Origin of the sequence: Streptomyces sp. NBC_00322, assembly GCF_036147535.1 — a bacterium.
Lineage (GTDB): Bacteria > Actinomycetota > Actinomycetes > Streptomycetales > Streptomycetaceae > Streptomyces.
In genome coordinates, this window is sequence record NZ_CP108019.1 from 1,639,175 (window position 1) to 1,652,028 (window position 12,854).

Annotated in this window: 10 protein-coding genes and 1 pseudogene; 2 read left to right on the plus strand and 9 right to left on the minus strand. The window is 70.2% G+C overall.

The window, feature by feature from the left end; all coding sequences use genetic code 11:
• Positions 1 to 4 precede the first annotated feature (4 nt).
• The 5 genes from OG905_RS07425 to OG905_RS07445 form a co-directional block, all read right to left on the minus strand.
• The gene (locus tag OG905_RS07425) at positions 5 to 1,267 is read right to left on the minus strand and encodes a Gfo/Idh/MocA family protein (protein ID WP_328666873.1); all 1,263 of its coding nucleotides are present in this window, start codon (positions 1,265 to 1,267) and stop codon (positions 5 to 7) included.
• 45 nt (positions 1,268 to 1,312) lie between these two features.
• Positions 1,313 to 2,359, minus strand: a complete 1,047-nt coding sequence (locus tag OG905_RS07430; protein WP_328666874.1) for a substrate-binding domain-containing protein — start codon at positions 2,357 to 2,359, stop codon at positions 1,313 to 1,315.
• 58 nt (positions 2,360 to 2,417) lie between these two features.
• Positions 2,418 to 3,392: an ABC transporter permease gene (locus OG905_RS07435; protein ID WP_328682093.1), complete on the minus strand. Its 975-nt coding sequence runs from the start codon at positions 3,390 to 3,392 to the stop codon at positions 2,418 to 2,420.
• Positions 3,393 to 3,555: 163 nt separating this feature from the next.
• Positions 3,556 to 5,079, minus strand: coding sequence for a sugar ABC transporter ATP-binding protein (locus OG905_RS07440; protein WP_328666875.1), 1,524 nt, complete (start codon positions 5,077 to 5,079; stop codon positions 3,556 to 3,558).
• Positions 5,080 to 5,163: 84 nt separating this feature from the next.
• On the minus strand, positions 5,164 to 6,345 hold the full coding sequence (locus OG905_RS07445) for an ROK family transcriptional regulator (RefSeq protein WP_328666876.1): 1,182 nt from the start codon (positions 6,343 to 6,345) through the stop codon (positions 5,164 to 5,166).
• Between the two features lie 190 nt (positions 6,346 to 6,535).
• Between OG905_RS07445 and OG905_RS07450 the strand changes: the two genes are divergently transcribed.
• On the plus strand, positions 6,536 to 7,366 hold the full coding sequence (locus OG905_RS07450; protein WP_328666877.1) for an NAD(P)H-binding protein: 831 nt from the start codon (positions 6,536 to 6,538) through the stop codon (positions 7,364 to 7,366).
• A 246-nt stretch (positions 7,367 to 7,612) separates the two neighbouring features.
• Here OG905_RS07450 and OG905_RS07455 read toward each other — a convergent pair whose 3' ends face one another.
• The 3 genes from OG905_RS07455 to OG905_RS07465 all read right to left on the minus strand — a co-directional run bounded on the left by OG905_RS07455 (position 7,613) and on the right by OG905_RS07465 (position 9,810).
• Positions 7,613 to 8,287 (minus strand): GntR family transcriptional regulator, encoded by a 675-nt coding sequence (locus OG905_RS07455; RefSeq protein ID WP_328666878.1) that lies wholly within the window; start codon positions 8,285 to 8,287, stop codon positions 7,613 to 7,615.
• 88 nt (positions 8,288 to 8,375) lie between these two features.
• A complete protein-coding gene (locus OG905_RS07460; RefSeq protein WP_328666879.1) occupies positions 8,376 to 8,852 on the minus strand; it encodes an NUDIX domain-containing protein in 477 nt (158 codons plus the stop codon).
• 19 nt (positions 8,853 to 8,871) lie between these two features.
• A complete protein-coding gene (locus OG905_RS07465) occupies positions 8,872 to 9,810 on the minus strand; it encodes a beta-ketoacyl-ACP synthase III (RefSeq protein ID WP_328666880.1) in 939 nt (312 codons plus the stop codon).
• A gap of 390 nt (positions 9,811 to 10,200) precedes the next feature.
• Here OG905_RS07465 and fdhD point away from each other — a divergent pair, with 390 nt between their 5' ends.
• Complete coding sequence (fdhD, locus tag OG905_RS07470) at positions 10,201 to 11,064, plus strand: formate dehydrogenase accessory sulfurtransferase FdhD (RefSeq protein WP_328682095.1); 864 nt, start codon at positions 10,201 to 10,203, stop codon at positions 11,062 to 11,064.
• An 81-nt stretch (positions 11,065 to 11,145) separates the two neighbouring features.
• Here the strand turns inward: fdhD and OG905_RS07475 are convergent.
• Positions 11,146 to 12,819: pseudogene (locus OG905_RS07475) on the minus strand (PHP domain-containing protein).
• Between the last annotated feature and the right edge of the window lie 35 nt (positions 12,820 to 12,854).

A 12,854-nucleotide genomic window follows, 5' to 3' on the forward strand; every position in this document is an offset into this window, starting at 1 on the left:
CCTCCTAGGCCTGTGTCTGCACGGATGTCGGTACGGGGGTGTAGACGGCGTTCTTCTCGGCACTCTCCTCCACCGCCGCGAGCACCCGCTGCACCTGCAGCCCGTCCGCGAACGACGGCGCCGGGTCGGTGCCCGCCGCGATCGCCTCGACCAGATCGCGGGCCTGGTGGGCGAAGGTGTGCTCGTAGCCGAGCGCGTGGCCGGGCGGCCACCACGCCGCCAGATACGGATGCTCCGGCTCGGTGACCAGGATGCGCTTGAAGCCGGATGACGCGGCGGGCTCGGTGTGGTCGTGGAAGAACAGCTCGTTCAGCCGCTCCAGGTCGAAGGCGAGCGAGCCGAGCTCGCCGTTGATCTCCAGCCGCAGGGCGTTCTTGCGTCCCGACGCCATCCGCGTGGCCTCGAAGGAGGCGAGGGCCCCCGAAGCGAGACGCCCGGTGAACACCGCCGCGTCATCCACGGTGACCGGCCCGCGTTCGGCCCCGGCCGCCCCGGAAAGACCGGCCGACGCGGAAAGACCGGCTGCCGCCCCCGTGAGCAGCGGGCGTTCCCGTACGAAGGTCTCCGCGAGCGCCGAGACACCCACCAGCGGCTCCCCCGCCAGATACTGCGCGAGGTCCACGATGTGCGCGCCCAGATCGCCGAGCGCGCCCGAGCCCGCGTGCTCGCGCCTGAGCCGCCAGGTGAGGGGGAACTCCGGGTCGACCAGCCAGTCCTGGAGATAGGTGAAGCGCACATGCCGCAGGGCGCCGAGCCTGCCGTCGGCGATCAGCCGGCGGGCGTACGCGATCGCGGGCACCCGCCGGTAGTTGAAGCCGACCATCGCCAACTGACCCCGCTCCCTGGCCGCTTCGGCCGCCGCGACCATCGCCTCGGCCTCGGCGACCGAATTAGCCAGCGGCTTCTCGCACAGGACGTGCTTGCCCGCCTCCAGCGCCGCGACGGCGATCTCCGCATGGCTGTCCCCCGGCGTGCAGATGTCGACCAGCTGCACATCGTCGCGGGTCACGAGGTCGCGCCAGTCGGTCTCCGCCGCCGCCCAGCCGTGTCTGTCGGCGGCGGCCCGCACGGCCGCCGCGTCACGGCCGCCGATCGCGGCGAGGACCGGCCGCAGCGGCAGGTCGAAGACGCGTCCGGCGGTGCGCCACCCCTGTGAGTGGGCGGCGCCCATGAACGCGTAACCGACCATGCCGACGCCGAGTGCCGGCGGACCGGCGGCCGGCGGACCGACCGGTGTCGCAGCGGCTTCACTGTCCCTCTGTTCCATACGGGTTCCTCCTCGTCGGTTGCTCGGTGGGGGCGGGCAGGCCGGTCAGCTGAACCCCGTGGGCAGGTACTCCTCGACGTTCTCCTTGGTCACGACGGCGGAGTACAGGGTGATCGAGGCGGGGATCTCCAGTTCCGACATTCCACTGACACCTTTGGCCTGGCCGAGCGCGCGGGCGAGGTCGATGGCAGACGCGGCCATGGTCGGCGGATAGAGGACGGTGGCCTTCAGGACGCTGTTGTCGGCCTTGATGGCGTCCATCGCGGACTTGGCTCCGGCGCCGCCGACCATGAGGAAGTCCTTGCGGCCCGCCTGCGCGATGGCGCGCAGTGCGCCCACGCCCTGGTCGTCGTCGTGATTCCACAGTGCGTCGAACTGGCTCTGGGCCTGTAGGAGTTGTGCCATCTTCGCCTGGCCGGACTCGACGGTGAAGTCGGCCGCCTGGCGGGCCACCTTCTTGATGTTGGGGTAGTTCTTCAAGGCGTCGTCGAAGCCCTGGGTGCGCTGCTTGGTGAGCTCCAGATTGTCGAGTCCGGCCAGCTCGATGACCTTGGCGTTCGGCTTGTCCTTGAGCTGCTCGCCGATGTAGTTGCCGGCGTTGAGGCCCATGCCGTAGTTGTCGCCGCCGATCCAGCAGCGATACGCCTGCGGGGAAGCAAAGATCCGGTCCAGGTTGATGACGGGGATGCCCCCCTTCATCGCCTGCAGGCCGACCTGGGTGAGGGCCTTGCCGTCGGCCGGGAGGATGACGAGGACGTCGACCTTCTTGTTGATCAGCGTCTGGACCTGGCCGATCTGGGCGGCGGTGTCGTTGGAGCCCTCGGTGATTTCCAGCGTCACTTCGGAGTACCTCTTGGCACGCGACTTGGCGTTCTCGTTGATCGCGTTGAGCCAGCCGTGGTCGGCCTGCGGTCCGGCGAAGCCGATGGTGACGGCCTTGCCCGGCTTGTCGTCGGCCGCGGGCACGTTGTTGGTGGCCGCCTCCGACTTCTTGGGCTCATTGCTGGTGCAGGCCGTCAGCAGCGCGCCGGCGGAGACGGCGGCCGTGCCGAAGAGCAGTCCTCTGCGGCTGGTGGCTGGGATTTCTGGCATGACGGATCAACCCTTCGGCTGGGCGGTGCGACAGATGAGGGATGTGGGGTGACCAGGTTCAGTGTTCGGCGCCGCGCAGGGTGCGGTGCTGCACCAGGACGGCGGCGACGATGATCGCGCCCTTCGCGATCTGCTGGACGGCGCTCTCCAGATTGTTGAGGGCGAAGATGTTGGTGATCGTGGTGAAGACGAGGACGCCGAGCACCGAGCCCACGATGGTGCCCCGGCCGCCGCTGAGCAGCGTGCCGCCGATGATCGCCGCGGCGATGGCGTCGAGTTCGTAGAGATTGCCGTTGGTGTTCTGTCCCGAACCGGCCAGGACGATCAGCATGAACGCGGCTATGCCGCAGCACAGTCCGGAGAGCAGATAGAGGTAGAGCCGCTGGCGGCGTACGTCGATACCGGCGAGGCGGGCGGCCTCCGCGTTGCCGCCGACGGCGACGGTCCGCCGCCCGAAGGTGGTGCGGTTCAGCAACAGCCAGCCGACCACCGTGACGGCCGCGAAGACGAGCACGAGCGGCGGGATACCGAGGATGTACGCGTCCTTGATACCGAGGTCCAGCACGGAGTTGACGGTGACCATCTGCGTCTTGCCGTCAGTGATCTGCAGGGCCAGCCCGCGCGCCGAGGCGAGCATCGCGAGGGTCGCGATGAACGGCACCATCCCGCCGTACGCGATGAGCAGACCGTTCACCAGGCCGCAGCCCAGGCCGACGATCACGGCGGTGAAGAGGATGCCGGCGAAGCCGTACTCCTGCGTCGCCACCGTCGTCGCCCACACGGACGCGAGTGCCACGATCGCGCCGACCGACAGATCGATGCCACCGCTGGTGATCACAAAGGTCATGCCGACGGTGACGACGCCGATGATCGACGCCTGGGTGAGGACGAGCTGAAGATTGCTGGTGGCGAGGAATTCGTCGGGCTTGGTGATGCCGCCGACGGCGATCAGGACGGCGAGGACGCCGGCGAGGGAAACGTTGCGCACGTCTACGCGGCCCAGCAGCGAACGCCAGGGACCTCTGGTCGGCAAGTCCCTTGCGCTGACGGACGGCTTGGCGTCTTGTCCACTCGGGTGCAGTTTGCTCAGCACGAATAACTCCCGTCATGTGCTGGTAGGTTGTACGCCTGCTTTGCGGCAGCGGTCAGGGCTTGGCCGTCATGAGGCCGCCCCTTTGGCCGAGTGAGAAGCCCTCTCATTCACGAGAGGGAGGAGTCACCACAAGGTCGAGTACGCGGTACTCGTCAAGGCCTCGTGAGGGCCCGGTATGGACGACCCGGCCCTCGCGAAGCACTACCACCCGGTCGGCCAGACCCAGGACCTCCGGGATCTCGCTGGATACGAGAAGTACGGCGAGCCCTTCCTCGGCCAGTCGGCGGATCACGGCATACAGTTCGGCGCGCGCGCCGACGTCGACGCCTCGGGTGGGCTCGTCGAGCAGCAGCACCCGGCAGCCGCGCAGCAGCCAGCGGGCGAGCACGGCCTTTTGCTGGTTGCCGCCGGAGAGGGTGCGGATCCGGGCGTCGGGGTTGTCGGGGCGCAGGGAGAGCTCCCTGGTCGCCTGCTGTGCCGCTGCCCGCTCTGCGCGGCGGTCGAGCCAGCCGCCGCGGGAGAAGCGGGAGAGGGAGGAGAGGGAGACATTGCGGGTGACGGACTCCAGCATCAGCAGGCCCTGCGCCTTGCGCTCCTCGGGGGCGAGGCCGATTCCGGCGCGTACGGCGGCGCGTACGCTGCCGGGGCGCAGCGGGCTGCCGTCGACGAGGACGCGTCCGGCGCTGGGTTTGCGGGCGCCGTAGATCGTCTCCAGGATCTCGGAGCGTCCGGAGCCCACGAGTCCGGCGAGCCCGACGATCTCGCCGGGGCGCAGTTCGAGGTCGACGGGCGCGAACTCGCCTTTCCTGGCGAGTCCTTCGACCTTGAGGACCGGCTGCCGGTCTGCGGCGTGTGCGGCGTGGGGGCGGTCGGGGAAGGCGTATTCGACGTTCCGGCCGGTCATCTTGGCAACGATGTCGCGGGTGGGGGTGTCCCGTGCGGGCAGTCCGACGGCGACGGCCCGGCCGTCCTTGAGGACGGTCACCCGGTCGCCGATGCGTCGGATCTCTTCGAGGCGGTGGGAGATGTGGACGACGGCGACCCCGTCGGCGGTCAGATCGCCGACGATACGGAAGAGGTTGTCGACCTCGTCGGGGTCGAGGGCGGCGGACGGCTCGTCCATCACGATGAGGCGTACGTCGTGGGAGAGGGCCCGGGCCATCGAGACGATCTGCTGCTGGGCGGCCGAGAGCTCGCCGACCTGACGGCCCGGGTCGATCTCGGGGTGTCCAAGTCGTCTCAGAATGACGGAAGTTGCGGACCTGGCCTCTTTGCCTCGTACGACAAAACCGGCGGAGGTCGGCTCGTGTCCGAGGAAGAGGTTCTCAGCGACGGAGAGCCCTTCGACGAGATCGAGCTCCTGGTAGATGGTGGCGATACCGAGCCGCATGGCGGCGATGGGCGACTTGAGGGAGACCGCCTCGCCGCGCCAGGTGATCTCTCCGCCGTCGGGCTGATGGGCTCCGGCGAGCACCTTGATGAGGGTGGATTTACCGGCGCCGTTCTGGCCGAGGAGGCAGTGGACCTCGCCGGCCTGGACCTCCAGGTCCACTCCGTCGAGCGCGCGGACGCCGGGGAACGACTTGGTGATGCCGGACATGGTGAGCAGGGGCGGTTCTGGTGCCATGACAATCCCCTCGGCGGGTGCGGCCGGTGAGCGGGCAGGGCGGTTCCAGGTGCACGTGCGGGTCGTACGTACCGGCCTTTTGGATCAGGCCGGCGAGAACAGGTGGTCGCTGATGAGCCGGGCCGCACCGATGACTCCGGCGGTCGGGCCCAACTCGCCCAGCACGATGGGCAGATTGCCGGTCGCCAGCGGCAGGGACTGGCGGTAGACCTGGGTGCGTACGCTCGCCAGCAGCGTGTGGCCGAGGCCGGTCACCCCGCCGCCGATCACCACGAGCCCCGGGTTGAAGAAACTGACCAGTCCGGCGATGACCTGGCCGACGCGGTTGCCGCCCTCGCGGATGAGTTCGAGCGAGGTGGCGTCGCCCGCGGCCGCGGCTGCCGCGACATCGATCGCCGTGAGCCGGCCAGCCGTCTCCAGTCTGGCGGCGAGCTCCTCCGACCGGCCGGTGCGGGCCGCGTCCTCGGCGTCGCGGGCGAGCGCGGCACCGCTGAAGTGGGCCTCCAGGCAGCCCTTGTTCCCGCAGGCGCAGGCACGGCCGTCCGGTTCGACCTGGATATGACCGATGTCGCCGGCGCTGCCCGTCGTACCGCGGTAGACCTCGCCGCCGACGACGATGCCGCAGCCGATGCCCGTGCCGATCTTGATGCAGAGGAAGTCGCCCACGGAGCGTGCGACGCCCGCGTGCTGCTCCCCCATCGCCATCAGGTTCACATCGTTGTCGACCATGACCGGGCAGCCGAGGTCCTGGCTGAGCGCCTCGCGGACGGGGAAGCCGTCCCAGCCGGGCATGATCGGCGGAGCGACCGGCACGCCTTCGGGGAAACGGACCGGACCGGGGACGCCGATGCCCGCCCCGTCGAAGCCCTCGGCGAGTCCAGAGGCCCGGAGCTTCGCCGCCATCGACAGCACCTGCTCGAAGACGGCGACCGGGCCCTCGCGGACATCCATGGGGTGATTGAGGTGGCCGAGCACTTCGAGCTCGGCGTTGGTGACGGCCAGGTCGATGGAGGTGGCGCCGATGTCGACACCGAGGAATCGCAGCGCGGGGGCGAGCCGGATGTTGTGGGAGCGACGCCCGCCGCGGGAGGCGGCGAGGCCGTCGGCGACGACGAGCCCGGTCTCGAGCAGCCGGTCGACCTCGACGGCGAGCTTGGAACGGGACAGATCCACCTGGTCGCCCAGCTGGGCACGGGAGTTGGGCCCGCCGTCGCGCAACAGCCGGAGCAGTCGCGCCTGGTGCGCGTTCGCGGGTCGAGCGGTCATGCGTCTCACGTGCCCCTCCCCGCCTTTTCGGCCGTTTCCGTCCTTCTTTCGAGGGGAACGTAGCAGCGCTTTCCCCAACTGGGAAGAACTTGCGCGGAGTTCCGGTACAACTTTCACCACAGTCGGGACAAAGATCTGACCGTCGATGGAGACTGAGGCCACCATCGGAGGTCTTCGAGAGGGGAATCGCATGATCCTGGTGACAGGTGCCACGGGGAACGTGGGATCGGCGCTGGTCCGGCAGCTGGCCGAGGCGGGCGAGCCGGTGCGCGGCCTCAGCCGCGGCGGCGACCCCTCGAAGCTCCCGCCCGGCGCGGAGGCCGCGGCGGGCGATCTCAACGACCCGAAGTCGCTGCTCCCCTCCCTCGCCGGAGTACGAGCGGTCTTCCTGATGCCGGGCTACGCGGACATGCCCACCACACTCGCCGAGATCCGGGCGGCCGGGGCCGAACGCGTGGTGCTGCTGTCGGGCAGCTCCGCCGGAAGCAGCGACCTCGGCAATGCCATCTCCCGCTACATGGTTGAGTCCGAGACTGCGGTACGGGAGTCCGGGCTGCCCTGGACCCTCCTGCGGCCGGGCGCCTTCATGACCAACACGCTTGAGTGGGCACCCCAGTTGCGAGCGGGGGATGTGGTGCGCGCACCGTGGGCGGACGTACGGATCGCGAACATCGACCCGTACGACATCGCGGCGGTCGCGGCGGCGGCACTGGGGACCGGCGACCACGAGGGCCGCGTGTACGCGCTGTCCGGGCCCGAATCCCTGGTTCCGGCGGACCGGGTGCGGATTCTGGGCGAGGTGCTCGGCCGTGAGCTGCGCTTCGAGGGGCAGTCGGACAAGGAGGCGCGGGCGGAGATGAGCGCGAGGATGCCGGAGCGGTACGTCAACGCGTTCTTCAGCTTCTACTCGGCGGGGACGCTGGACGAGTCGCGGGTGGTGGGGACGGTGCGGGAGGCGACGGGGCGGGAGCCGAGGTCGTTCCGGGCGTGGGCGGAGGCGAACGCGGGGGCGTTTCGGTAGGGGCTGCGGTGGTTCGGCGGTGCGGGTAGGGGCGCCTGCGGCGGGCCCACGCGGCGGAGCCGCACATCGATACAGCCCCTACCCGCCCTCCCCCTACGGCCTGGCGGCCGTGGGAGGTACCCCCACCCCGAACTGGGGGCAAGCCCCCAGACCCCCGTACGCGCTTCGCACGTGTCCTCAAACGCCGGACGGGCTGAAGTTCCGCCGGCGTTTGAGGCGCGGGGCCCGGGGGCCGAACCCCGGTTGCTACTCCTCGCGTTGGTGGTGCGTCCTGCGCGCGTGTTCCGTGTGCGCGCGCATGACCTCCGTCGCCCGGGCCTCGTCCCCGTCCGAGATCGCCGCGATCAGGTCACGGTGCTCGATCCAGGACTGACTGCCGCGCTGGCGCGCCACCGGTGTGCAGTACCAGCGGACCCGCCGGTCGACCTGTGCCGCCAGTTCGGCGAGGACGCTGTTGCCTGCGAGGTCCATCACCGTGGCGTAGAAGCGTGCGTTGGTGTCCACCGCGAGGTCGACGTCTTCGGCCGCGACGGCCTGTTCGCCCTGTGTGCAGAGGTCTTCGAGCGCCGCGATTCCCGCCGAGCCGGAGTTCGCGGCGGCCAGCCGGGCCGCCTCCGCCGCGAGGAGCGTACGGACCGAGAGCAGCTGGTCCGCCTCCTCTTCCGTCGGCTCGTGGACGAACGCGCCCTGTGCCGGGCGGAGATCGACCCAGCCCTCGGTGTTGAGCCGCTGCAGCGCCTCGCGCACGGGCTGCCTCGATACGCCCAGCTGGCCTGCGAGTTCGCTCTCGACCAGGTGCTGGCCGGGACGCAGTGCGCGGGTCGTGATCAGTTCGAGCAGTGCCTCGTAGACCCGCTCACGCAGCGGACCGGGCCGTTCCAGCTTGGGCACGGTTCCCTGTGGCAGTCCTGCGGACAACATCGCGGTCCCCCTCATGGCCATCGACGTCGAGCGGCAATTGGCTATCGTCTACAGTCTACCGAGCGCAATCCCCGTGCCGCGATCCGCGTCACGTCCGGCCGGATTCGAGCAGCTCCGCCAGCCGGTCGACGAAGACCCGCTGCCCCGTCACCAGCTTCTCCCTGGCCTCGTCCAGGCCGAACCACTGAGCCCGGTCGATCTCGGGGAACTCCTGCATACGGCCCGAGCCGCGCGGCCACTCCATGGTGAAGGTCCCCGGCACCACGAGGTCGGTGTCGAGGTCGCCCTCCAGCGCCCATGCGGTGACGATCTTCCCGCTGGTCTGGCGGGCATCACCGAGTGGCTGCCAGTCGCCCTCGGGCGGCGCCAGGCCCAGTTCCTCCTCGAACTCCCGCCGGGCGGCAGCCATCGGCTCCTCCTCCGGGGTGTACTCCCCCTTCGGCACGGACCAGGCCGCGGCGTCCCGCCCCTCCCAGAACGGCCCTCCCATATGGCCGAGGAGCACCTCGATGTCCGGACTCCGCCTGCGGTACAGCAGCAGGCCCGCGCTTCGTTTCGCCACCATGCCGTTCAGTGTGCCGTGCTCAGGGGCAGCGGATGACCTGACCCGCGTACGAGAGGTTGCCGCCGAAGCCGAAGAGCAGCACCGGGTCGCCCGACCGGATCTCGCCGCGCTCGACGAGTTTGGAGAACGCCATGGGGATCGAGGCGGCCGAGGTGTTGCCGGACTCCACCACATCGCGGGCGATGACGGCGTTGACCGCACCGATCTTGTGGGCGACGGGCTCGATGATCCGCAGGTTCGCCTGGTGGAGGACGACCGCGGCAAGTTCCTCGGGGGTGACGCCCGCCCGCTCGCAGACCTTGCGGGCGATGGGCGGGAGCTGAGTGGTGGCCCAGCGGTAGACGGACTGGCCCTCCTGCGCGAAGCGGGGCGGCGTGCCCTCGATCCGTACGGCATGGCCCATCTCGGGGACCGAGCCCCACAGCACCGGGCCGATCTCCGCTTCCGTGCTCGCCTCGATGACGGCCGCGCCCGCACCGTCGCCGACGAGCACGCAGGTGGAGCGGTCGCTCCAGTCGACGATGTCCGCCATCTTGTCGGCGCCGATGACCAGCGCGCGGGCGGCGGCTCCGGCCCGTACGGCGTGGTCGGCCGTGGCGAGCGCGTGCGTGAAGCCGGCGCAGACGACATTGAGGTCCATGACGGCGGGCGAGCCCATGCCGAGACGGGCCGCGACGCGGGCGGCCGTGTTGGGCGAGCGGTCGATCGCGGTGGAGGTGGCGACCAGTACGAGATCGATGTCGGCCGGCGTGAGACCGGCGGAGGCGAGCGCCTTCGCGGCGGCGTGCGCGGCCAGCTCGTCGACCGGCTCATCGGGTCCCGCCACATGCCGGGTCTCGATCCCGACGCGGCTGCGGATCCACTCGTCGCTGGTGTCGACCATCTCCGCCAGGTCGGCGTTGGTGAGCACCTTTGCGGGCTGGTAGTGGCCGAGCGCGACGATGCGTGAGCCGGTCATGAGCGGTCCCCCTGGGTGCGGACAGTGGAATTACCCAGTCTTGGCGGCTACCACCCGGTACGACGGCATGTGATCCCACAGGATTCGGGGGCCGGAATTTGGAGCTTCCCGAAGGGTGCTGAGTCGCTTGACTGGCACGAAAGGCATACTGTACACAATATTCTGTCGACTCAACCTACCTCACTTCCGCCCTCGCTCGGTCGTTCAACCGAACGGAGCGCCCGTGAAAGTCTCAGTTGTCGGCGCCGGCGCCATCGGCGCATATGTCGGGACCGCGCTCCGTCGCAGCGGGCGCCGAAGCCACGACCTCAGCAGACCCTGTACATGCAGGAGAATGAGATCGTCCAGGTCACCTCGCCGCACGACCGTACAGAATCGGAATTGATCGCCATGGGACGGGTCACCGAGCGCCGCCGCACCATCCGCATCAGGGACGGCGCCGTCTCGTCCCGCCCGGACACCCTCGTGGCCGAGGAGCCCCTGGAGATCCGGCTCAACGGCAAACCGCTCGCGATCACCATGCGCACCCCCGGCGACGACTTCGCGCTCGCGGCGGGCTTCCTGGTCAGCGAGGGTGTGCTCGGATCCGCGGACGAGCTGCAGTCGATCGTGTACTGCGCCGGGGCCACGGTGGGGGCACCCCCAGCGGTAGCTGGGGGAGGCACCAACACCTACAACGTGGTGGACGTGCGGCTCGCACCGGGTGTGCCCGTGCCCGACATCACCCTTGAACGCAACGTCTACACCACCTCCTCCTGCGGGCTGTGCGGCAAGGCCAGCCTCGACGCCGTACGCACCACCGCCCGCTTCCCGATCGCGGACACACCCCCGGTCCGCGTCGAGCCCTCTCTGCTCGCCGCCCTCCCCGACCGGCTGCGGGCGGCACAGCGGGTCTTCGACCGGACCGGAGGTCTGCACGCGGCGGCGCTCTTCTCCGAGGAGGGCGAGCTGCTCGACATACGGGAGGACGTCGGCCGCCACAACGCCGTCGACAAGCTCGTCGGCCGGGCCCTGCAGGACGGCCGGCTGCCACTGTCCCGGGTGATCCTTCTGGTCTCGGGGCGCGCGTCGTTCGAGCTGGCGCAGAAGGCGGTCATGGCCGGGATCCCGGTGCTGGCCGCGGTCTCCGCGCCGTCCTCGCTCGCCGTCGACCTGGCCGCCGAAACGGGTCTGACCCTGGTCGGCTTTCTGCGCGGCGCCAATATGAACGTGTACGCGGGCGACGAGCGCATCGCCCTGGACAGCGCGGTCTGAAGCGCCCCCGCCGCACGGGACAAGGACCCGGCCGGCGGGGAGCGCCCCCTGCGCCGGCCGGTTCCCTGCGTGTGCTCTTCGTCAGCGGACGACGTCCACGAAGACCGGGTTGGTGTAGCACCAGGTGTCCGCCCACGCGTCGCCGTTGCCCGGCTCGTGCGGTATCGGCCCGTGCGGGTCGATCCCCGCGCCCAGGAAGCCGGGGCCGTTGCGCCTGCCGTCGCTGCCGCGCAGCCGCACGTAGAAGGACTCCTCGGCCTTCCCGAGCGGGATACGCAGCGTGTACCTGCCCGTACGGCCCTCGACATCGGCCGTGTGCACGACCTTGGTGTCGGGTGCGCGCCACTCGTCGCGGTCGGCGGCCGGGCCGCACACCGCGCCGCGGATCACATCGAGGTGGGCGAGCCGAGGCACGTCGCCGTGGTGGTTGGGGCGGGTGGCGGTGGTGACGGTGACATTGAGGACGATCTTCTCGCCGCGGCGTACGCGCAGCCGGCCGCCCAGAGTCACGCCACGGCCGATGCCGTGCTCCCTGTTCACCCGTACGTCGATGCCGTCGAGCAACTGGCCGTGGTCGACCCAGACCCGGCCGGCCCGCAGCCCGGCCATCACGTGGCGGTAGCCGTAGCGGGTCACGCCCACGTGCGTACGGCTGAACTGGCCCGGCCAGAAGTCGCTGCCGGGCTGCGGCTCGGTGGTGTCGACCGGGTCCGGGAGGCGGCCGATGTTGTCGAAGTTCTGGCCCGGCAGCCAGTCCCCGTTGCGCCAGGTGTCGAAGGTGACCCGGTGTACGTCGGAGTTGGACGTGACCGAGAAGAGCCGGCCCTCGGCAAGCATGGCGTCCCACAGACCGCCGACGGTCGCGGTCGCCCAGTCGAAACCGCCGAAGGTCCGGTAGGCCTCACGCGGGTAACCGGCGAAGGAGTTCTCGGAGGGAGAGTTCTCGTAGTCGCCGCGGATACTGTTCGGGGCGTTGCGGCCGGGCGATGCGGCGGCCTGGGCGCCGGGCGCGCCCTCCATGCCGATCATGATGCCGGGGGCGGCGTCGCGCCAGGCGCGCATCTCGTGCGGGGAGTCGATGCCCAGCCGCAGCGGGTGGTTGGCGAGGACGAGGACGTCGTCGACGTAGCCGCAGCGGCGCTGCTGGTCGAGCCACTGGAGGGCCTTGACGGCGTGGGCCTCGTTGCGCGGGGTGTCCGGGTGGCTGGGGCTGCCGGCGGTGTAGCCGAGGAGCTTGCCGTCGTAGGCCTGCTCGAAGCGGGTGAGCAGCTCGACCTAGTGGCGGCCGGGCGGGGTGAAGACGGTGGCGTGCTCGGCGCCGGGGATGTACCACTCCAGGCCCTGGAAGAGCAGCATGCGCTTGTTCTCGGCACGGGCCTTGAGGATCTCCTCGTGCTCGGCGAGGGCGCCGCCCGCCTTGTGGTGGCCTATGTTGCTGTGCTCGGTGAGGACCATCCAGTCCAGGCCGTAGCGGGATGCCGCACCCGCGAGCTGGGAGAAGGTGTACTTCGCGTCATGGCTGTAGACCGAGTGCACATGGTGGTCACCGACGAGATACGAGAGCGCGGGGTCGCCCAGCGACGGGGTGTGGGCCTCGGCCGCGGTCGGCGCGAGCAGGGCGCCGCCGGCGAAGGCGGCCCCGAACAGGCCCGCGCTGCGCAGCAGTCCGCGTCGCGAGAGCCCCTGCGGGTCGAGGGAGTCGGCGGGAATCTCGGGGTCCGCCCAGCGCGGCAGGGGCTGGATGGGTCTCGGCATGGTGTTTCTCCTTGGCCTGCGGAAGGGTGCGGAAG